Raw genomic sequence first — 23746 nt, forward strand, 5'->3', positions numbered from 1 at the left:
AAGAAATCAGCATATTTTACTTATAAAAATAAATTTTCATAATATTTTTTGTCTTTTCATCCACTGAAACTTTATGCATAATTAAAAGTTGTCAGCTATTAATTATACATAATATGTATAGTTTGCATAATTAACACTAGGATAATATTATCCAATTATTTATGTTTCACTTAACTCTACTCTTTTTGTAACTCAAATAAAACTTAATTATAATGTTTCATTTTTCTAATAAATACATATATTATTATTAAAACTTAACCGAAAAACAATATTTAGGAGTGATATAGTTGACACATTCAAAAGAAAGACATCTCTTTCCTGGAGGAAACACTCACAAAGGATTTTATTCTTTTTATAAGTACATTCTCACACAGGAAGATGCAAATAGGATTATCTGTATGAAAGGTGGTCCTGGTACAGGAAAATCTTCTTTAATGAAAAAAGTAGCTACTCATTTTAAGGATAAAGGATATACAATAGAATATCATCACTGCTCTTCTGACAGTAATTCCCTAGATGGTGTTGTTATAAAAGAACTCGGATTAGCTATTCTTGATGGAACTTCCCCTCATATGGTTGATCCAATTCATCCAGGTGCTGTTGATGAAATTCTTAATATGGGAGTTGCCCTTAACACTGATGATCTTTCTTTGCACAAGAGGGAAATTATCGATGTTTGTAAGAATATTAGCAACAACTTTCAAAGAGCTTACAGATTCCTATATTCAGCAAAATCTGTTCATGATGATTGGAGTAAATTAAACTCCAAAGCTTTAGATTATAGTAAAATAGTGACTATAACAGAAAGCTTGAAAGAAGAAATATTTAATAAGCAAAAAGCTGGCTTTGGTGATGAACGACATTTATTTGCAACGGCTTTTACACCTGATGGAATAATCACCTTTGCTAAGGAACTTACATTTGATTTAAAGCATAAGTTTGTATTAAAAGGCGGACCTGGATTTAGCAAAACTACCATTTTAACCGAAATAGGTAAGCTTGCTCAAAAGAAAGGATACTTCGTGGAATATATGCATGATCCTTTTATTCCTGAAAGAATAGAGCATATTATTATACCTGAAATTTCTACATGTGTAGTAACAGAAAATGAAATTAGTCAAAACTCTTTCGATGGAAAAGTATATAATATTGAAGATTACTGTAATAAATCTGTACTTTTAAGTAATAAAGAAGACGTGGATTATGATAAAAAAATCTTTTATGAATTAACTAATAAAGCCTTACACTTTATTTCTGAAGCACATAAACTTCATGATGACTTAGAATCTTATTATATAAATGCAATAGATTTTAAAACATTAGACAAAATCTATGATGAAGTAATTCAAAAATTTGAAAAATACATCCCTCAGTAAAAATAATAGTTATGAAAAAAGGAGAAGTAACACCCTATAATGCTACTTCTCCTTTTAGTTATTTTATCTAGCAAACTTTATTTCACTGAGTTCATTACAAAAAATAAACTTATAATTGAAATTATTATACACACTGATGTATATATATATCTTTCTCTTCCTTTTCTATATAGAAAAAATCTTATTGCCCATAATATCATAGTTACACATATACCAATTTGTAACAACAGATATGAATTAAATATAGGCATATTATTTATGAAATGATATGTTGTTAAGAATGTAAGGACTATAATTACACTTGTCGATATTGCAGCTAAGGTACATATTATTGTAAAAATATCCTTAACTCTAAATTTATCCATTCTTTTTTACTCCTTTATTATATCCTCAAACTCATCTTCATTTAAGACCTTTACTCCAAGTTCAATAGCTTTGTCTAACTTTGATCCTGCTTCTTCTCCAGCTATTACAAAATCTGTTTTCTTACTTACGCTTCCTGAAACTTTAGCCCCTAATAATTCTAATTTTGCTTTTATTTCGCCTCTAGAATAATTTTGTAGCGTTCCTGTTACAACAACTGTCTTTCCTTCAAAAGGACTTGAGATTATTTGTTTTTCTTCAAACTTCGGATTAACTCCAAGTTCTAAAAGCTCATTTATTGTATTTACTGCTTTTTCTTCCTTGAAGAACTCTAATACGCATTTAGCTACTATGCCTCCTACGTCTTGTACTGATACTAAATCATCAAAACTAGCACTTTTTAAACCTTCTAAAGACTTAAATTTATTTACTAAATCTTTAGCAGTTTTAACTCCAACATTAGGAATCCCTAATGAATATATAAATCTATAGAGTTCACAATCCTTACTCTTTTCAACTGCATCTAATAAGTTTTGTGCCTTCTTTGGTCCAAATTTATCTAATTGCAATAATTCTTCCTTTTGCAGCTTATATAAATCTGCTATAGATTTAATATCTAACTTCTCAAATAATTGTTCAGCTGTTTTTTCAGAAAATCCTTCAATATTCATAGCATCCCTTGATGCATAGTGAACAATAGTTTTAACCATTTGAGGTTTACATGAAAGAGTGTTTTCACAAAAATAATGCACTCCATTTTGTACAAGATGTGCCCCACACGCTGGACAAACTTCTGGAACATTTATTTCTTCTGTTCCTTCTAATGATTCAGTTACCACTCCCATTATTTCAGGAATAACATCATTAGACCTTCTTACAAAAACTTCTGCTCCTATTCTTACACCTTTTCTTCTTATATCATCTATATTATTTAAAGTTGCTCTTTTTACAGTTACTCCTGCTAAATCTATAGGATCTAATATAGCAGTAGGCCCTACTCTTCCACTTCTACCAACATTCCATTCTACATCAACTAACTTTGTTGTAGCTTCTTGTGCTTCAAACTTATATGCTATTGCCCACTTTGGGAATTTCACTGTATATCCCATTAATTCTCTAGTTCTTATATCATCAATAGCAATAACAACTCCATCAATATCGTAATTTAAATCAAATCTTATTTCCCTAATATAATCTATTTCTTTTTCTATTTCTTCAATAGTTGTACAATACCTTATATAATCATCCATTGGAAGCCCTTTATCTTTTATGAAGTTTAACATCTCTTCATAAGTCTTAAAGCCTTCACCTTCTTTATATCCTACATCATAGAAAAATGCTGATAAGTTTCTCTTAGCCGTTTCTTTTAAATTTAGATTTCTTAACGCTCCAGCAGCACCATTTCTTAAATTTTTAAGTGGCACATCTGCATTTTTATTGTAATTTTCAAAAGCCTCTGTAGTCATTATGGCTTCACCATGAATTTCAAATAAATCATCGTTATTTATCTTTAATGGTATTGATTTTATAGTTTTAACTTGAGCTGAAACCTCTTCTCCTACTTCCCCATTTCCTCTTGTAGCAGCAGATGATAATATTCCATTTTCATCATAAGTTAAGTTAACAGTTAATCCATCAAACTTTTTAGTAAGTACATATCTAGGCTCTGGTAGATCTTCTCCTCTTGAATTCATCTCTCTAATAAATTTAAGATTTCTATTATGCCAATCTTTTAATTCTTCTAAACTTTGAGCCTTATCTAAACTCCAAAGTCTTGCCTTATGAGTATACTTATTAAAACCTTCTAATACCCTATCTCCAACTCTTAAAGTAGGTGAGTACGGAAGAACATAATTTGTTTCCTCTTCTAACTTTTTAAGTTCATCATACTTCTTGTCATAATCCTTATCAGAAACTGAAGGATTATCTAATGAATAATACTCATATGCATATCTATTTAATTCATTTACTAACTCTTCTATTCGCTGTTTCTTATCCAAATAAAACACACCTTTCTTGTAATGGAAAAAATGAAAGAATTAAAGAGTGAAAGAATTGAGGTTGTTTTGCTTCGCAAAACTTAAAATTAATATAAATTATACTTTATTCTAAATTCTAAAATCCTGTAAGGATTTTTTCCTTAATTTTTTCATTCTTTCACTATTTTACTTTGTAAAATACTACATTAATTCCAGGTTTGCTAATGAAAGCATCAGTATTTTTACACCTTGGTTATCAAAGGCTATTGTAAGTTTTTTATCACTTCCTGAATCTGATATTGATACTACTGTTCCAATACCAAACTTACTATGCTTTACTTTTCTTCCTATTGTTACATCATCACTTGAAACAGATGATTGTATAGTTTGTGCTTTTGGCTTTTGCATTGAATTGCCTCTTAAGCTATGCGGATTGCTAAATCTATTTTCTCTTGGGAACATTGTAGCTCTTGCACTTTGTGCTGAGTTGTTTCCTGAAACATATTCCTTTAAATCACCTTTTATTTCAGCAATGAAATCTGATTGTGGATACGCAACAGTTCTACCAAATTGTCTCCTAACTTCTGCTGAAGTCATGAATAATTGTTCTTTTGCTCTAGTTATACCAACATAACATAATCTTCTTGACTCTTCCATTTCAACATCACTTTCAAATGAAGCATTACCTGGGAAGATTCCATTTTCCATACCAACCATAAATACTACTGGGAACTCTAATCCCTTCGCACTATGAACAGTCATTAGAACTATAGTATCTTCTTCTTCTTGAAGCTTATCTGTATATTGAACTAATGATACTTTTTCTAAATAAGCTGAAAGACTTTTATCTTCACTACTTCTTTCAAAATCAACGGCATCTGAAACTAATTCCTTTAAGTTTTCTATTCTACTCTTGTCTTCTATTTCTTTTGATTTTTCAAGTTCTGATATATAACCTGTTTCCTTTAATATAGTTTTTATTAATGTTGATACAGGCATTATTTCGCTCATTTCCATGAACTTATCCATCATTTCCATAAATATTTCTATTCCGCCACAATTTCTTGCTGTAAGAGTTGGAATATTTCTTACTGTGCTTAATGCATCCCATAAAGGTAATTCATAATCATCTGCAAAATCAACTACTTTATTTACAGTTGCATCTCCAATACCTCTCTTTGGAACATTTATAATTCTTCTTAAGCTTATACTATCAGTTGGGTTAACTAATACTTTTAAGTATGAAATCATATCTTTAATTTCTTTTCTATCATAGAATCTTGTTCCACCTAAAATTTTATAAGGAATAGCTTTTCTTCTTAAGCTTTCTTCAAATATACGTGATTGAGCATTAGTTCTATAAAGAATTGCAAAATCTTTGTAGCTTTTATTTTCTTCTTCTTTTATTTTATTTATTTGAGTTGCAACAAAATCTCCTTCATCACTATCTGAATAAGCTCTATAAATTTTTATTTTATTTCCTGATTCCTGCTCTGTTCTTAAAACCTTACTTTTTCTATTTGCATTATTTACAATCACAACATTAGCAGCATCTAATATATTTCCTTTTGAACGATAATTTTGCTCAAGCTTTATAACTTTTGCATCTGGATAATCTTTTTCAAAATCTAATATATTTCTTATATCTGCGCCCCTCCATTGGTAGATGCACTGATCATCATCTCCCACCACGCATACATTTTTGTATTTTTCTGCTAAAAGTCTAATTAATTCATATTGAACTTTATTAGTATCTTGATACTCATCTACCATAATATATTGGAATTTTCTTTGATAGAATTCCAAGGTTTCTTTATCTTGTTTGAATAGCTCTACGGTCTTAAATATTAAATCATCAAAATCTAAAGCATTATTTTCTTTTAATCTCTTTTGATACATTTCGTAAACATCTGCTATTTTCTTTTCTCTAAAATTGCTTTCATGCTCTCTCATAAAACTTGCAGGGCTTTGCATATTATCTTTAGCCTTACCTATTTTACTCATTATTTCTTGTTCAGTTATATCTTTATCATTTATATTTAAAGCTTTCATACACTCTTTTATAAGTGTCTTTTGATCTGAAGTATCATATATTGTAAAGCTCTTTTTATATCCTAGCTTTTCTATTTCTCTTCTAAGTATTCTTACACAAGTTGAGTGAAATGTAGATATCCACATATCCTCTGCTCTTTCACCTATTAAAGCTTTAACTCTATCCTTCATTTCCTTTGCAGCTTTATTAGTGAAGGTAATAGCTAATATTTTATATGGTAAAATTCCTAAATCGTCTATCATATGAGCCATTCTATGTGTCAAAACTCTGGTTTTACCTGAACCAGCTCCTGCTAATATTAATACTTGACCTTCTATAGTAGTAGCCCCTTCATATTGCTCTTTGTTAAGTAATGACTTTAAATCCATCTATACAGACTCCTTTCCTATTACTAACATATTATAACATACATATCTTTTATATTGTTGCCTAAAAGCATTAATTAGATTATAGTAATTTGAAATATATAAGTAGACATAAATAAAATAGATATACTATTTTAAAATTGTAGTATATCTATTTTCACACTTATTTCAAATTCCAAGTTAATTTTTTAATTTAAACATGAATTAATAACAAAACCTAAAAATTTTAAGCAGTTAAAGTATTCATATTTTTATTCTTTTCACTACTTATTTTTTTAAACCACCATATTGTATATATTATTCCAAATACTAAATTAAACATTCCTATTATAGGAATTATACTCTCATTTCTCCACGCATCTGATCCCATAATAGGAGCAAATATATCTCCAAAGGTAGCTCTTATAAATATATGAATTGCTAATGTATAAACTCTAGCATGTAACCATAAATCTGATCTTTTTCTTATTAAAGAATAAATTTCTGGAACTATTAATATACATATTGAACTTGCAAAATATCCTGTATTTTCAGCATAAACAAATCCTGCATTCCATGTAGTATAAAATAAACACCACATTAATGGAATATCACAAATTAGTTCTGCCCAGCCTTCCTTAGATCCAAATTTCCAATACTTTGGTGGAAGTGGTATTGTTATTGCGCATAACATTCCAGCTGCAAAGTTTAAATAATTTCCTAAAGTAAGATCTTTTATAGAAGCTTCCAATATGTTTAAGAAAAGAACAACATATAATACCCAAAACACCCAATTTTTCCTTAAAGCCTCTATTCCCTTACCCTTATACTTGTTGATCATTCTGCAAATGTTTACAAAACACGTTGGAATAACAACTAGTAACACTTTTCCAAGCCTAAACCAATTATCTCCAAAAGTTTTAAACCATAACGGAAATGCTAATACAGCTAAGATACCTATAACTGTAGTTGTCTTAAGATACTTTCTAGCTAATTCAACCAATAAATATAAAATAGCAATATAAGCTGTCATTGAAAGCAAATATTGCCACCATGGTATAGTTTTCATTATAACTCCCCCTAATTGTATATTGTGTATATATTTCTCTTGTTATAATTTTACACTTTTGTACTATAATCGTCAATAATTCTCTAATCATGCCCCATTATATTTCAATATTTGAATTGAAATAAGTCATTTATATTTATAATTGACTTATTTCTTGCATTTTTATGATTATAACTTTACTTAATAACGTATTATTTACAAGTTTATTTAAATCTCTGTAAATAATATTAAAATAAATATAAAATCAATATAATAATTGAAATTGTTTTCTTTTAGCTAATTAATAAATTTTACAAATAGTAAACGTTTGTAATTATTTAAAAACAACAAAAAACGCAACCCTTGGGGCCAGGTTGCGCTTTAGCAATAAGCAATAAATAAAAAGGGGGCTATTTATTCCTTTTATTTATCCTTGCAAAAATATTATAGTCCATCTTTTTATAAAATGCAAGATATTTTGAAAATATTATTGTAAAGTTGTATTTTATGAATGATAAACCTTCATTTTATTCAAACATTCGTTAAAACCCTTTTAAAATTGCAACTTCCTCTTCAGTTAGTTCTCTATATTCGCCCTCTTCCAAATCCTTATCTAATTGTAAAGTTCCAAATTCAACTCTTTTTAAATACACCACACTCTTGTCAACAGCTTCAAACATTCTCTTTACTTGATGGAATTTTCCTTCCTGAATAGTAATCATGACTTCTGATCCACTATCTGAAGATTCTAAAATTTCTAATTTAGCTTCTTTGCATATGTATCCATCATCTAAAGTAATTCCATTTTTAAACTTCTTAATATCTGCTTCTGTAACCTTTTTGTCTATCTTAGCATAATAAACTTTGTCAACCTTCCACTTTGGCGATATTAATCTATGGTTTAGTTCTCCGTCATTAGTTAATAATAATAGTCCAACCGTATCCTTATCTAATCTTCCAACTGGAAATGGCTCAAAAACCTGATGCTCTATTTCTAACAAATCAATAACAGTTTCATCTCTATTATCAAAAGTTGCGGATACAACACCATCTGGTTTATTCATCATTAAATATATGTATTTTCTATAAAATATTTCTTCTCCATTTACTAAAACCTTATCAACCTCTGGATCAATTTGCATGCCATTATCCTTAACGATTTCTCCATTTACTTCAATAAGTCCTTTTCTAACTACCTGCTTAATTTCTTTTCTAGTTCCATATCCTAAATTAGATAAAACCTTATCTAGTCTTTCCATTTAAGCACCTTCCTTCTTAATATTATGTTAAGCCTTTATCCACTATTTTATTACTTAAAGCAAAAATAAACAAGAAGAAAGAGAAATGAAAGAGTGAAAAGTGAAAGAGTTTTTCACCATTTCCTATTGAATCTAATAATTCATCCTTATACATAATATTATATGCTACTCTATATATCTTTACTTGTTCAACTTCTAAATCACTTTGATGTAATTGATGTAACAATAAGTCAAGTATATAATATTTACTAATTGATTAATATCTATAAAGAGTATTAATATCAATAAAACAATCCATATATATTTTCTTTTATCCATATCAATTCCTCTTCTTATACTATTTCTTTGAAAATGGTAACCTTAATAAAATTATAAATAAAAGGATGTCATAAATGATTTTTAAATTATTCATCTAGACATCCTTTTTTGCTATTAATTTTATCTATTTATAATAATGTAATTTATCAAAAAATTTTTTCCATAATTCAGCTTGTCTGAATTTTTCCAACAATTTTTCATTTCTTCATTTTCTAATTCTTTCATTTAAATTCAGCTCGTCTGAATTTTTTCCACAGCTATTCACTCTTAACTCTTTCATTCTTAACTATTATTGCTATATGCTCTATAGTTTTCTAATATCTTAGGAACATAGTTTTGAGTTTCTTGTGGCATCTTGTATAAATCACTAGATGACTTTACACCTCTTCTTTCCATTGTTCCTGGACCTCCGTTGTATGCCATAAGTGCCATTTCTAAATTTCCATCAAACATATTTAAATAATCTTTAATATGCTTAACTCCTGCTTCTATATTTTGATCAACATCAAATGGATTAGTCACTCCATAAGCATCTGAATTAAAATCCATTAATTGCATTAGTCCTTTTGCGCCTGCAGATGATATTGCATTGGGATTAAAATTAGACTCTTGTTTAATTATAGAAAGTATTAAGTTTCTATCTACACCATATTTTTGTGAATATTTATCAACAGTAGAATAAATCTTTTCCACATCAACTGAAGAATCTTCATTGGATTCTAATATAGTTGATTCATTAGAATTTATGTTAGTGGTTGTACTTATTTTTACTGTATCATCTAGTATTAATTCACCTGTTTGTATAGGCTCTTTTCTCATTCTAAGTGGTATTTGTTCGAGCTTTTGTCCAACTCCAGTAGTCACGTAAGTATTAGAATCTTCTTCACTATTATTTGAATAGTTTTCTTCATTATTTTTTAATAGTGCTTCATATACTATCTCAAATTCAGGCCCATCTCCTATTGCCTTTTTTAATACTTCCTTACTAACCATACTTCCCATAAAATCTTCTACCTTAGGAATATTCACTGTTTTGCCCTCCAAAATTACACTTTTGATATTAATATCGAATAAAAATGTATTTCCTTAAGGCTCAACTTCAAATTCTAAGCTTATATAATCTTCATAGTTAACCTTCTTATAATAACTTTTACTAAGAACTAATATCCTATAGCTTCCAGTAGAAAATGGTACGAATGTATAATAATTTTTTCTACTATAAGATTGCACCCTTACCCAATTTCCTTTTTCCATTATATAAAATTCATAGCAGACTTCTTTTCCACCTTCACTAGTTACTTCAAAAGTTACTTCATTATTAACAACTATATTCTTATTTTTAATTTTAACTTTTGTATTACTAACTGGGGTAGCTTCATGAACATAAAGTGATACTTCCTTTTTAATATCATAATCTTCATTGCATAAAGTATTTTTTGCATAAATCTCAAATGTATATTTTCCTGAACATTTAGGTTTAACTCTAAGCCTTTTACTTTCAATAAATCCAGTATCCTCAACTTCATGTCCATTAATTTTAGTTACATATCTTAATAATATATTCTTAGTATTTTGAACTATAGTTTCTAGTTCTATCAAATCTCCAACTAAATAAATTTCTTTTTGTGAAAGTAAAACATAATCTATTTCAGCTTCTTGATAATCTTTAACCTTAAAATAAACAAAATCATGTACATCATATTCCTTAGATGAATATTTATCTAGAACTCTAACTTCAACTTGATATTCTCCACTTTCTTCTGGAGTGAAATTAACCCAGTTAGTTATTCCATAATTACTTCTCTCTTTTTCTTTTCCATCCTTATAAACTATAAATGAATATTTAAGCGATGTTCCACCTTCTGCTTTAACTTTTATATTAATTGGTTCACATTTTATGCATCCCCTAGTTTTACTAGAAAAAATATCTAGAATATTTACTGGCTTTTCACCTTTTTTATCTATTTTGAAGTTTAATTCCTTTATATCCTCATATTCTCCATCAAAAGATATATCTTTAGCCTTAAGGATTATTTTATATTCTCCATCTAATTTAGCTTCCCAATTAAAACTTCTAGATCTTATATATCCTGTATCCTCTGCTACTGGGCCTTCAACTATATATCTATATAAAATTTCTTTTCCACCTATTACAGATGACTTAAACGTTATATTAGTTCCAGCCACTTGAGGAGAATTTAAATCAGATGAAAAATTCCTTATTTTTATTTCATCATAAGGCTTTATAGTATACATCATACATGCTCTATCATCATATTGCTTATTTGAAAAAATATCCCTTACATAACATAAAAGCTTGAAATCACCTTTTTGTTTTTCATAAAATGATACTATATTCTTAGTAGAATAATCTTGAATACATGTTATTCTTCCATTAGTATCTACTCTTAAAAATTTATATAGGATTGTCCTACTTTTATCACAATTTACTCCAACCTTAAAGATTAATTCTTCATTTATTAATAAATTTTCTGTTAAACATTCAAAAGCATTAACTTCTATAAGAGGTTGTTCTTTAACCTTGAATATTACAGTAGTAAAATCATCTACATTCTCTTTAGAAGATGGTCTTTTACATTCAATAAGTAATTCTCCACCACCTGATTTAGTTGTAGTATAGGTTAACTTATTTTCTGTACTGTAATCTTTTAGAGGCTCCCAACCTTGCTTTCCTTTTATCCAAAACCTATATAACAATATCTCTTCTTCTGATGAAAGCACTTCTAAATTTATTTTTTCCCCTATAATCAATGATGTTTTATCAATTATTACATCTTTTATTAACTTATTATTCTTCTTATTAGATTCTAAAATTTCCTTTTCTTCTATACCTTTTATTTGGTAATTTATCTTTGTATTTTTTAATTCATTAGAATCTTTCTCTTTGTATTGAACCATTATCATATAATCTCCAGATTTTCTAGGTCTCCACTCACATTCCTTTTTATCCGAAAAATCTTGAATTGGCTTCCAAGTTAAATTCCTTTCACCAGGAGCCCCTTCTAAAAACTTATATTCAACTGAGTTATCCTCTTCTGAGATCACTTTTATATTTATTTTTTCATCTATAACTGATGGACTTTCCTTATCAAAAGTTATTAATAATTCGCTCATATTTTTCACACCCTATTTTTCTCAATTTTCCCTATTATTATTATACAGTTTACATAACAAAATATAAAACGAATTTTGTCACCAATAAAAAAAAATAAGGACAAACTGTATTTTAAATTTCTACAGTTTCCCCTTTTAAATTACATTCTATTGTTCTAATTAAATTCTTTTCTAATCTTAAATCATCTTCTGAAGTTCTCTTTTTAGGATTCGATGTCCTTCCACCAGCTCTTCTAATTTTTTGAGAAATATGTCTCTCCTCTAGCATTCTATCTATGTTTTCTTCTGTATATAGATATCCCTTTGGATTTAATATATGAGCTTTTTTCCCTAAACAAATTGCTGCAACTCCATAATCTTGACTAATTACTACATCATTTGACTTACATATATTTACGACATACATATCCACACTTTGAAATCCACTATCCACAACTTTAACTTCACCATAATCTAAAGTTATGTAATGATGGATATCACAAAACACTATTAATTCTAACCCATATTTTTTCGCTATCCTTTGAATAATGGAGATACCCGGACAGGCATCTCCATCTACTATAATTCTCATTATTTTAATTTAGCTTCTAATTCAGCCTTTAATTCTTCATATCCAGGCTTTCCAAGTAAAGCAAACATATTCTTCTTGTAAGCTTCAACTCCTGGTTGGTCAAATGGATTAACTCCTAAGATATATCCACTTATTGCACAAGCCTTTTCAAAGAAGTAAACCATATATCCAAAGTAATATGGGCTAAGTTCTGGAATATTTACTACCATGTTAGGAACTCCACCATCATTGTGTGCTAATAAAGTTCCGTTAAATGCTTGCTTATTAACAAAATCTATAGTTTTTCCAGCTAAGAAGTTTAATCCATCTAGATCTCCTTCTGCCTTTTCTATTTTAATTTCTCTTTTAGCTTTTTCTACATTTAGAACAGTTTCAAACATTATTCTCTTACCTTCTTGAATGAATTGTCCCATTGAATGTAAATCTGTTGAGAAGTCAACTGCTGCAGGGAATATTCCTTTTTGGTCTTTTCCTTCTGATTCGCCAAATAATTGTTTCCACCATTCATTGAAATAGTGTAAACCTGGCTCGTAGTTAACTAATATTTCTACATCCTTACCTTTGTTATATAATGCATTTCTCATTGCAGCATATTTGTAGCAATCATTATTTTTAAGATCTGGAGTAGCATATGCTTCTCTTGCATCAGCAGCTCCTTGCATCATTTCATCTATACTAATTCCAGCAACAGCTATTGGTAATAAACCAACTGCAGTTAAAACTGAGAATCTTCCTCCAACATCATCTGGAATAACAAATGTTTCATATCCCATTTCATCAGCTAATGATTTTAATGCTCCTCTGCTCTTATCAGTAGTTGCGAAAATTCTTTCCTTAGCTCCATCTATTCCATATTTCTTTTCCATATAATCTTTAAATACTCTAAATGCTATTGCAGGCTCTGTTGTAGTACCTGATTTTGAAATAACATTTACACTTATATCTATGCCTTCTATAGCATCTAAAAGATCAGCTAAATATGTTGAACTTATATTGTTACCAACAAAGAATACCTTTGGTGTATTTCTCTTATCATTACCTAATACATTATAGAAGTTGCTGTTTAACATTTCTATAGCTGCTCTAGGTCCTAGGTATGAACCACCAATCCCTATAACTATTAAAGCTTCAGAATTCTTTTTAATTCTTTCAGCAGCATTTTTTATTCTTGAGAATTCTTCTTTATCATAGTTAACAGGTAAATCTAACCACCCTAAAAAATCATTTCCTGCTCCTGTTTTATTATGAAGAGTTTCATGAGCTCCCTTTACCATTACTTCCATATGATCTAATTCTTGTAAACTTGCATATGGTTCTACCTTAGATAAATCTAATCTTAAACCTTTATTCATCTCCATACCTCCGAATCTTTCTGGGAATTTTTGCTGATTTAATCAATATTAATTATATCATATTTTAAATTATATTCCTTAATTTTTTTGCTGTGTAACTTATTTTGTTACTTTACATAAAAAATATATGCTTCATTTAATAATCTGCATAATTAAAAATAGTAATATGCTAAATAATTAATGTACTTACTTAAGCAAAGTAGCAAAGTTCATAGCATACATTATTTTCTGTTATTATTTCAATACTATACATAAATAATTTCAAACTAAATATCCATTATAATTAACCGCATATTTTAATAGAAATAAATTTAAAAGAGTAGATAAATTTAAATCAAATTCATCTACTCTTTCATCTCAGCTCCTGAGGAGCTTTACCTAAGCTTTTGTATACTTTAACTTTTCATTATTTCGTTTAAACTATTCACTCTTTTACTTTTAACTTCCCAATTTTAAAAATTCCGAAGGAATTTCACATAAACTCTTTCACTTTTGCATTCCTTCACTATTTCATTTCTCCTAGGCTAGAGCTAAATCCTTCAAATACACCCAGCTTGATATTTCTTTTAATAATGCTTTATTATCTGTTATTTGACTAACTGTATAAGTTCCTTGTTTAACCCAATCTGGAATTGATTCTCCTGTTGCATAGTTAGTTCCTGTTACTCTTACTTTAGATCCCACTACTATAGTTGAAACTGGATATACTTTAACTCCATTACTATTGAATACACTATAACCTGGATTTGCATCTGCACAATCTTTCGCATTTTGTAAATTACTAAATGCTCCTATTTGTGAAGCAGCATCTTCCCATGTCTTTCTAACTCTATATAATTCATTTGTTGGTGGATTCAAATTATCAATTTCAGCTTGAATCATATTTAAGAATCTTTGCCATCCCATATCTAAAGTTCTATGAGGACAATATTTCCCACTAAAGTCTTGATGCTTTCTAATTTGAGCTATACCCCATCCATATTGCTTCAATAGTGCTGCAACTTCTTTTGCTGCTCTTTTTTCAGCATTTATAAATCTAGTACCACCTGATTTTGAATAACAAATTTCAACAGATATATAATTTCTGTTTCCATCTCCTGTTGATCCATCTCCTGCATGCCAAGCATTACGATTAAATGGTATTCCTTGAATAGCTTCCACGTCATCTATTCCAATATGGAAAGATACGCTATTAGTATTTGATTGCATATAAGATATTTCATTTGATGCACTTGCATCATTTGCAGTGTTATGAATGCATATCCCCTTTGGTGTCATAGAATATGGGCACTTTATATTGTATTTGTCTGATGATATAAGTCTTTGTACTAAAGCCATTTTAAATCCTCTCCTCTTTAATTTAATTTTTTATTTTGAAGCTAGCTTCCTACATCTATTACATATGCACTTTCAAAAAATTTTTAAAGATTTTTAAAAATTTCTTTAAATTATTTTATAAATATTATTTAACTAAATGGAGATACTAAATAATGCTTTATACTCTATTATTAAAGGTTGTGATTTTATGGGAAAGATGAAAAATATTAAAGAACTAACAAAGGTTCAAACTAAATCTTGCACAAGTCATGCAAAACCTTCTAAAGAACCTAATGATGGGTATTTTATTGAAAAAGACCCTAATGATAACTTTAGCGCTGAAGGCACAGTAAGATATGGTGAAGAACAAAATGTAGATGACTTATAAGGCTTACTACTATATTACATCTTTCAAAGGGGCTCGAGTTACGTGAGCCCTTTTATAAAAATAAGAGATTAACTTTTTTAAGGCAATAAACTTACTTGAAATTGAATAAATTTTATATTAAATAGATTTCTGAGACTGCGCCTTTATGTTTCTTAAATGTGCATTTGTTTTATGCTATAATATAAATTAATTTTGTAATTTTATTAAAAGAGGGGATATTTATGAGTGTACAAGTTCAATATAATTGTTCGAATGTTAATTGGAATGATGTAATAGAAATATTAAAAACTGTTGGAATGTCTTATTGTGATAGCGAAATTCATAGAATATCTTTTGAAAACAGTCATACAGTTATATTTGTTTTTGATGATGATAAACTAATCGGATTTGGACGAGCCATTTCTGATGGTGTCAGACAAGCGGCAATTTATGATGTAGCAATAGATCCTGAATATCAAGGTAAAGGGATAGGAAGATTAATTTTAAATGGTATTAAAGAAAAACTTCCTGAGTGCAATTTTATTTTATATGCTGCTCCGGGAAAAGAGCAATTTTATGAGAAAATAGGTTTTGGAAAGCTAAAAACAGGCATGGGATTGTTTTCAGATATGACAAGAATGAAAGATAGAGGATTTATAAAATAATCTACATTTAAAGTACTTATAAACAATTTTCTATAATATTAAAAAAATAGACATCTCACAATTTTAAGTTAATGAGATGTCTATTATTTTTATATACTTAATTTGTTTCTTAACCAAATATATTTATAAATAATGTGATTACGGCAGAATTTATAAAATCAATAAATAGTCCCCCTACAATTGGAACTACCAAATAAGGTGTCGGGCTAAAGCCATACTTATTTGTAAGTGCATCCATGTTAGCTATTGCATTTGCTGTTGATCCCATACCAAATCCACATATCGCTGATGAAAAAACTGCTGCTTCATAATTTTTTCCCATAATTCTAAATACAATTATAAATGCAAAAACCCCCATAAGAATTGTTTGTGAAACAAGCATAATAATCATAGGAAGTGCTAAGTCAAATAATTCCCATAATTTTAATCCCATCAATGCTAATGAAAGATAGAAAGAAAGACTAATTCCTCCTATAGTTTCTATTTCTTTATCTTCAATTTCAAATCCCTTAAAATCACTTATATTTTTAATAATAGCAGCTGAAATCATTGCTCCTATATATGATGGAAAAGTTAGCCCTAAACTTTGTATATAATTAGTTATAATAGACCCAATTCCCATAGCAATAAAGATCCACGAAGCTGCCTTCATAATCCTATTATAACTTAGAACAGCAGATTCATCATGATGAAAATCACTTAAAGGAATGTCCTTATCATGATACTCTTTTGGAGTCTTAATATTATTTCTTTCTATTAATGACTTTGCAAGAAATCCGCCTAAAATACTTCCCATTATTAATCCAAAAGTTGCTGATGCAAAAGAAACCGTAGTAGCTCCCTTAACCCCCAATTCCTCTAATAGTGGTCCAAAAGATCCCGATGTACCATGTCCTCCTATTAACGGAATAGATGCTGTTGCTAATCCTAGTAATGGATTTAAATTGAATACTTTCGCTAATCCTACTCCTATTAAATCTTGAAAAACCACCAATAATATTGATAAAACTAAGAAAATTGCTACTTTTACTCCACCATTTTTTAACACTTTAACACTGGCTGTATATCCTATGCTAGTAAAAAATGCAGTCATAAAAACATTTTGAAGTGTAACATCTAATATTATTGTTGCTATTTGTGTTACCTTTAATATTAATATTACTAATGCAAAAGTCATTCCACCAACTACAGCAGATGGTATGCAATACTTTTCTAATACTTTTATCTTTTTTCTTAAATATACTCCAAAGTAAAATACAGCTGTTGCTAAAGCCATTGTTTGAAAAATATCTAGTTTAAATTCCATGTATTCACTTCTCTCCTCTTTAGTTTATATTTTATAATATGTGAACTATTTTATTTTTTATTAAAATGTGCTTTTAAAATGTAAAATTACTATAAAATATTTCTTTTGTCAACTTATTATACTTTCCAAATTTAATTGTTAACATTTACTTTATAACTAACTTATTTAATTATCTAAGATAGCTTTTCTAAAAATAAACTAAGACTTATCTAACTTTTTAAAATCTCGCCGACCTAATGTTAAAGCTTTAAACATTTCCATCAGTAAAATCTAAATAATATTTTTTTGATTTATAATTTTTTAATATCTGCCTTTTATTAACAATACGATATTTTGCATTTTATAAATTTTTATAATAGCAATATATTTTTAATACACTACTATTATATTTTGTAACAATGGAAGGATTATCAACATATTATAGACTATGTGCATTATAGAGATATAATGTTCAAATATACTAATGATAAATGGAGATGAATCTGATATGACACGTGATTATTCAAATAATAATTATTATGATGATTCTTATGATGATGAAGATTATAAGGATAACGATAAGTACGGTAACGATTATTATAAGAAACATTGCAAAAAGCATGATGAGGACCATTATGATATATGCGGCAAAAAGCATGATGAGGATAAAAAGTGCAAGAAGCACGATGACGACGATTATGATAGATGTTGCAAGAAACATGATTATGAAGATAAATGTTGCAAAAAGCATGATGAGGATAATGATAAGCGCTGCAAGAAATATTACGAAGATTACCTTGATAGATACTGCAAGAAACGTGACGATGACAAAAAAGATGATGATAAAAAATGTAAGAAATATGATGACGATGATTATGACAAATGCTGTAAGAAGCATGATGATGACAATGATAAGCGCTGTAAAAAATATTACGAAGATTACCTTGATAGATACTGCAAGAAACGTGACGATGACAAAAAATGCAAGAAGCATGATGACGATGATTATGATAAATGCTGCAAGAAGCGTGAAGAAGGAAATAAAAACTGGAGAAGGCCTGATGACAAGTGTTGTAAAAAGAATGATAAAGATGACTATTGCGATAATTATTCATATGAAAAGCATTTTTACTGGTGTAGATCTGAATATGAAAACTCTAAAAAATACAAATAATATAATTACTAATTGAAATAATATCTATACCAATTAATTTAAAGATTTAGGAGTAACTTTTATTTAGTTACTCCTTTTTATAATACTTCATATAATTAAATATAAACTTCTAATTAAAAAAAATATATTTATTTTCAAATCCTTGTAAGCACAAACTAAAAAATATTTTATATAAATACCTTACATAACTTTAATAAAAAGAAGGTAAAAAAGAACTAAATTTTTATGTACTCTTTAAAATCTAAGTTATTTTTATCTTTCTCTAAGACAAGTAAATCCTTAAAATCATCAATTTTTATTTCTTCACCCAACTTTTTAGCTTTAAAAGCTTTAATAACCTCATAATAACGAGATTTGTGGAAGAGAATTAGGGGGTATTGTACCGTGGAAAAACATTTATGACACACATACTCAATCAACTTATTATAGTTGCTACTATACTGTTGTTAATAATTTAAATTCTAGTTATCAAGATGAAATTTATATAGATGTTAAACAAGCTGGAAATTATTTAGTTATTTATCATAAAGGATCTTATATTGAAACATACCATTCATACCACTTATTTGCAGAATATGCAAAAATACATAATTTAAAATTACATGATTATTCATACGAAGAAAGTTTAATAGATGAAGTCTCTGAAGCTAACCCTGACAATTACATTACACAAATATCAATTATGTTTGAGAAAATATAGTTCTCTGTAACTTTCATTAAATCGTTTTATACCATAAAATATCCTCAGTATTTTTCTCTTTTAATATATATGTTAGAATTACATTTATAAAATCAAAAAACATGTATTTTGTAAGTGTAGTACTTTGAATACATGTTTTTTGTAATCTTATTTATGAATTAAAACTTAATATACAATTTGAATTATAATTGAGATCAATAAAGAAACACCTTTCTGCTCATTAGTACTAGAATTTATTAGGGCTCTACATAAAATAATAACTCAATAAATACAGCGAATAATATAAACGTAAAAAACAGGGATTTAAGTTCCCAAAGAACCTATCCCTATTTTTGACTTCTATTTTATTCGTTATTAATAGCTTACTTTAATTCTGGCCATAAACCTTTATTAGCTGCGTATAATTCATCTAATACCTTTTTACCAACAGTATAATTAGGTATAGTTTTATTAAGCATTACAGCTTCTAAAGCTGCTTGGTAAGATCCAGACAATGCTGCATCAACAGTCATTTTTTCATAGGCTTTTTGCATTTCCATCAAACCTTTTTGGAAAGTTGGTATTTCACCAATATTGATTGTTTCAGCTCCCATTGAACCAACATAGGCTGGAGTCTCAACAACTGCTTCTGGATCGAAATTGGAAATTGCGCCGTGATTCTTTTTATTAACTATAAATCTTTCCCTAGTATTATGAATAATCGCATAAGCAATATCAACTATATAATTACCGTGAACACCTGCATGTAGTGAAGAATCTTTAGCTGCCCCTGCTGCAATCACTCGACGACATTCATCATAAATACGTTTTTCCCTACCTTGCATTACATAATCTCCACGAGTAAAGGAAACGTCATCATGTGCCACCATTTCATCTGGAGTCAAATAATACTGCAAGTAACAATTAGGGAAATACTCTGGGAAGCGTTTAAATAGACTGATCATTTGTTTATAAGTATCCACCCAATACTTATCTCCAACAGTTTCATCATTTGACATCAAAAGCGTATCGATTTTACCAGAAAGAACATCTTCACGTAATTGTGGCAACAAATCAAAACCATTTTCATCATAGACATTGCTCCACCAACCAAAATGATTAAGTCCAAAATATTTAAATGTTAAATCGCGATGCTCTTTATTAAAGTACTTTGCAATCGCTCCTTCAATTGAAATCGGCATATCACAAATACATAAAACATTCGCATCTGGAAACTCACGATAAATTGCTTCTGATAAAATAGCCTCTGGATTTGTATAGTTTAAAATCCAAGCCTTAGGACAAATTTCTTTAACCTTTTTAACGATTTCTAAAACAGCTGGGATTACCCTCATGGCAAAGGAGAATCCACCTAAACCACAAGTTTCTTGACCAACAACACCATTGTTTAAACATATTTTTTCATCAATAGCTCTTTGTTTATTCAAACCTGGACGAATTTGCATAAATAAGAAATCAGCACCTTTTAAAGCTTCATCAATATTTGTTGTGTACGTAACGTTTACTTTAGATCCTAATTCTTTATAATACATTTTCGTATATTGTCCAAGCAAAGAAACTCTTTCTTCATCAATATCATATAGAACTAAATCACTTAAGTTCAATTCTGTCGCACGCTTTCTTAAAACTTCTAAAATACCAGGTGACTGAGTAGAACCGCCACCAACCATTACAAATTTATTACCCATTTTCTATCTTCCTCCAATTTTTCAAAAACTATTTCTTACTTTATGCATGTTACTTTATGCATGTACTTTTTTTAGATACTCTATATATGCTTCAATTTTTTCACGTTCTTGCTCGACACCCATGCCAATGACGATTTGGATGTGTTTACCTTTATCAACAATTCCGGAAGCTTTGACCTTTTCTTTTAATATTTTAATGTTAACTTTATTTTCATCTTTGACATCAACACGTAATCTTGTGTAGCAATTAATGATGTTTTCAATATTGTCCGCACCACCTAAACCAGCAACGATATTTTGAATTTGTGGTTCAAATTCTAAATCAGATTTAGCTTCAATCGAATCAACTCCAATAGAATCAACGACTGGTTCAATTACCACCTCAGCCCTTTCACGGCCTAATGTTGGAATATTTAATTTCACAATCAATTTTTTAAACACAAAATACTCTAAAACAGCAGTTGCAATAAAGATTACTGGAATTAAATATTGATGACCCAAACGTGTTGGAAATGCAAAACTATTGATAATCATATTTATTCCTGTATCAAACTGAATATTAATCCCTACTAGGTTTGTAATGAACAAACTCAATCCATATACTACAGAATGCGCTAACCATAAAACTGGTGATAAGAACAAGAATAAAAATTCTAGTGGTTCAGTAACACCAGCCAAGAAAGCTGTAGTTACAGTTGGAATTAAAATCGTAGCAACCTTCTTCCTATTTTCCGGACGTGCCGTTTTCCAAAGCGCAAAGGCAATACCGATTGGTAAAGAAATTGAACCAAAGTTTGATAGATAACCTATAGATGGATGCATAGTTGTAATTTGACTTGCATTTCCTAGCTCGGCCAACCAGATATTGAACGCACCGTTATATGCTTGTCCAGCAATTTCTGCGGTACCACCAAGAGGAGTATAAAAAATTGGCATCCATAAAAAGTGGTGTAGACCTACCGGTAAAAGCAGACGATTTAAGAACCCATAGAAGAAAAAACCGACTGATCCTGCAGTTGTAGTTGTTTTTACCACTGCTTCAACTACTGAATTAACGATTGGCCAAACATAAGTTATCCCTATCGCAAATAGAATTGTTGCAAATACTATCAAAATGTAAACTGACTTTGTACCAGAATATGGTGACAAATATTTATGTAACTTAATATCGCCGAATTTATTGACCATCCAACCTACGAACACACCTAAGGAAATTCCTAGAAAAACCCCCATATCAGTTACTTGAATACCAAAGACCATTCCTTGTCCAGTACCATAAAGTCCCTGTTCACCAGCAATAGCTAATCGATTCGTAATTGTTAACCAAGAATTATTTGCGTATAAAAAGATTAAATACGTAATAATACCTAAAATTGCGGCATCCGTTTTATATTTTGGTTTTGCTAATGCTGCAGCAATCCCTACACAAAATATGGCACTTAGCTGACCAATCATACCCCCGGATAAAATATTAAAGATAAAATCTCCAATATTTTTAGTTAAGTTTGGCATAAATTCCAGTTTCAAAATTGCACAAACTGATAAAATAATCCCAGTCACTGCCATAAACATTACTGGCTGAATTATTGCTTTTGAAAAAACACTAGCCGATTTAATAAACTTCTCTTTCATATATTTTCCCCTTTACTATTTTTAATTTAATTATTCAACTTTAAAAAAGTTGTTACCCAAAAAATACTTATACATTTTCATAGCTACATGTCACAATTTGATTTTCTTCAAAGAGTTGCTTCATTTGTGAGTCACATAAAATTGATACTTCCTTCATTCGTTGAATATTGAATGAAGAATTGAAATACAGGATCTCATCTACATAAGCCGGATGGACCATCAGCTCCGTTATCTCATTATCAGCAACTTGGTCAAGCACTGTTTGAATTTCCTCGAAACATCTAGTTCGATTTTCTTTAAAAGGTATTGTTAAATCACGAATGGCTGAATGATTCATTAAATCTAAAAAACCCTTAATTTCCTTCTGATCAGGTAATTCTATATTTTCTTCTAACCCAAAGACATTTCTAAAACACAAATGATATTTCTCAGCTATTCTTTTCGTTACCTCCAAATTTTCAGGAAAAGAGTGCACATGATGATGACTATCCAAATGTGTCAACTGTAATCCGTGATCCATTAAATAATCAATTTGATGGGACCACTCCTGAAAAATTTCTTCATCACACATTTCGTTACGATGTTTTTTATATTCAGCTAAACTATAAAAATCTCCGTTTCCATCTATGAGTGACGTCCCTTTAGTTAAAGGTTTTCCACAAGTTAAAACAAGGTGACCACCGACTCCAAGATCTGGATTTTCCTTAGCAAGCATAATAGCTTCATCACGTCCTGGCATGTTAGCCATTAAAGTTGTCGAGGTCAGAACCCCTTCTTTATAAGATTTTATGATTCCTAGATTGACTGCCGAAGAATAACCAAAATCATCGGCGTTGATAATTACTTTTTTCATAACTTCCCTCTTTCATTAAAGACGATTGGTTAAATTATATGAACCTTGCTCTTCTCAGCTCTAAGAAATACACTAAGTTTTACTAGAACTAATTATTCTCCCATGAAAGGAGAAAAGAACAATGAACAAAACAAATATTAAATGCTCTTGTTGTCACTCTAATAAACTATACAAGTTCGATTATTTTTGCAGGTAGATTCCCCATACACAAAGATAATGAGACTTATATAATTTTCAAAGAACGAGAGAGCCTAAGATTTATTAATC

Annotated in this window: 19 protein-coding genes; 5 read left to right on the forward strand and 14 right to left on the reverse strand. The window is 29.2% G+C overall.

From position 1 onward, the window contains the following. Positions 1-398 precede the first annotated feature (398 nt). Entirely contained in the window at positions 399-1376 is a 978-nt protein-coding gene (locus tag J2Z25_RS11300; protein WP_235840745.1) for an ATPase, read from the forward strand. 77 nt (positions 1377-1453) lie between these two features. Here J2Z25_RS11300 and J2Z25_RS11305 read toward each other — a convergent pair whose 3' ends face one another. The 10 genes from J2Z25_RS11305 to J2Z25_RS11350 form a co-directional block, all read right to left on the reverse strand. Then, the gene (locus J2Z25_RS11305; RefSeq protein WP_008680894.1) at positions 1454-1741 is read right to left on the reverse strand and encodes a hypothetical protein; all 288 of its coding nucleotides are present in this window, start codon (positions 1739-1741) and stop codon (positions 1454-1456) included. A gap of 6 nt (positions 1742-1747) precedes the next feature. Then, positions 1748-3739, reverse strand: a complete 1992-nt coding sequence (gene ligA / locus J2Z25_RS11310) for an NAD-dependent DNA ligase LigA (protein WP_209740559.1) — start codon at positions 3737-3739, stop codon at positions 1748-1750. Positions 3740-3919: 180 nt separating this feature from the next. Beyond that, the gene (gene pcrA / locus J2Z25_RS11315; RefSeq protein ID WP_209740561.1) at positions 3920-6139 is read right to left on the reverse strand and encodes a DNA helicase PcrA; all 2220 of its coding nucleotides are present in this window, start codon (positions 6137-6139) and stop codon (positions 3920-3922) included. 223 nt (positions 6140-6362) lie between these two features. After that, positions 6363-7184, reverse strand: coding sequence for a DUF5692 family protein (locus J2Z25_RS11320; RefSeq protein WP_209740562.1), 822 nt, complete (start codon positions 7182-7184; stop codon positions 6363-6365). Between the two features lie 521 nt (positions 7185-7705). Further along, entirely contained in the window at positions 7706-8422 is a 717-nt protein-coding gene (locus tag J2Z25_RS11325) for a pseudouridine synthase (protein ID WP_209740564.1), read from the reverse strand. A 600-nt stretch (positions 8423-9022) separates the two neighbouring features. After that, the gene (locus J2Z25_RS11330; protein ID WP_209740565.1) at positions 9023-9769 is read right to left on the reverse strand and encodes a lytic transglycosylase domain-containing protein; all 747 of its coding nucleotides are present in this window, start codon (positions 9767-9769) and stop codon (positions 9023-9025) included. 57 nt (positions 9770-9826) lie between these two features. Then, a complete protein-coding gene (locus J2Z25_RS11335; RefSeq protein WP_209740566.1) occupies positions 9827-11875 on the reverse strand; it encodes a triple tyrosine motif-containing protein in 2049 nt (682 codons plus the stop codon). Between the two features lie 112 nt (positions 11876-11987). Continuing rightward, the gene (locus tag J2Z25_RS11340; protein WP_209740568.1) at positions 11988-12446 is read right to left on the reverse strand and encodes a YaiI/YqxD family protein; all 459 of its coding nucleotides are present in this window, start codon (positions 12444-12446) and stop codon (positions 11988-11990) included. After that, positions 12446-13798 carry a glucose-6-phosphate isomerase gene (locus J2Z25_RS11345; RefSeq protein ID WP_209740569.1) on the reverse strand — a complete coding sequence of 451 codons (1353 nt, stop codon included), beginning with the start codon at positions 13796-13798 and terminating at the stop codon, positions 12446-12448. Before J2Z25_RS11345 ends, J2Z25_RS11340 begins: the two co-directional genes overlap by 1 nt. A 519-nt stretch (positions 13799-14317) precedes the next feature. Then, positions 14318-15136, reverse strand: a complete 819-nt coding sequence (locus J2Z25_RS11350; RefSeq protein ID WP_209740571.1) for a peptidoglycan recognition protein family protein — start codon at positions 15134-15136, stop codon at positions 14318-14320. Between the two features lie 187 nt (positions 15137-15323). On the opposite strand from J2Z25_RS11350, the gene J2Z25_RS11355 reads away from it, so the two are divergent. After that, positions 15324-15503 carry a hypothetical protein gene (locus J2Z25_RS11355; protein WP_209740572.1) on the forward strand — a complete coding sequence of 60 codons (180 nt, stop codon included), beginning with the start codon at positions 15324-15326 and terminating at the stop codon, positions 15501-15503. A gap of 221 nt (positions 15504-15724) precedes the next feature. After that, complete coding sequence (locus J2Z25_RS11360) at positions 15725-16147, forward strand: GNAT family N-acetyltransferase (protein ID WP_195959398.1); 423 nt, start codon at positions 15725-15727, stop codon at positions 16145-16147. Between the two features lie 109 nt (positions 16148-16256). Here J2Z25_RS11360 and gltS read toward each other — a convergent pair whose 3' ends face one another. After that, positions 16257-17453, reverse strand: coding sequence for a sodium/glutamate symporter (gltS, locus tag J2Z25_RS11365; protein ID WP_209740573.1), 1197 nt, complete (start codon positions 17451-17453; stop codon positions 16257-16259). Between the two features lie 487 nt (positions 17454-17940). Between gltS and J2Z25_RS11370 the strand changes: the two genes are divergently transcribed. Both J2Z25_RS11370 and J2Z25_RS18990 read left to right on the forward strand, forming a co-directional pair. Beyond that, positions 17941-18606 (forward strand): hypothetical protein, encoded by a 666-nt coding sequence (locus J2Z25_RS11370; RefSeq protein WP_209740575.1) that lies wholly within the window; start codon positions 17941-17943, stop codon positions 18604-18606. A gap of 394 nt (positions 18607-19000) precedes the next feature. Continuing rightward, positions 19001-19306 (forward strand): GyrI-like domain-containing protein, encoded by a 306-nt coding sequence (locus J2Z25_RS18990; RefSeq protein ID WP_425340183.1) that lies wholly within the window; start codon positions 19001-19003, stop codon positions 19304-19306. 362 nt (positions 19307-19668) lie between these two features. On the opposite strand, the gene J2Z25_RS11375 is transcribed toward J2Z25_RS18990, so the two are convergent. The 3 genes from J2Z25_RS11375 to J2Z25_RS11385 all read right to left on the reverse strand — a co-directional run bounded on the left by J2Z25_RS11375 (position 19669) and on the right by J2Z25_RS11385 (position 23479). Continuing rightward, positions 19669-20994, reverse strand: a complete 1326-nt coding sequence (locus J2Z25_RS11375; RefSeq protein ID WP_209740576.1) for a family 4 glycosyl hydrolase — start codon at positions 20992-20994, stop codon at positions 19669-19671. Between the two features lie 54 nt (positions 20995-21048). Beyond that, positions 21049-22626: a PTS transporter subunit EIIC gene (locus tag J2Z25_RS11380; RefSeq protein WP_209740578.1), complete on the reverse strand. Its 1578-nt coding sequence runs from the start codon at positions 22624-22626 to the stop codon at positions 21049-21051. A 67-nt stretch (positions 22627-22693) separates the two neighbouring features. Next, positions 22694-23479 (reverse strand): carbohydrate deacetylase, encoded by a 786-nt coding sequence (locus J2Z25_RS11385; protein ID WP_209740580.1) that lies wholly within the window; start codon positions 23477-23479, stop codon positions 22694-22696. Between the last annotated feature and the right edge of the window lie 267 nt (positions 23480-23746).

It is taken from the genome of Clostridium tertium, from assembly GCF_017873245.1.
Taxonomy (GTDB): domain Bacteria; phylum Bacillota; class Clostridia; order Clostridiales; family Clostridiaceae; genus Clostridium; species Clostridium tertium.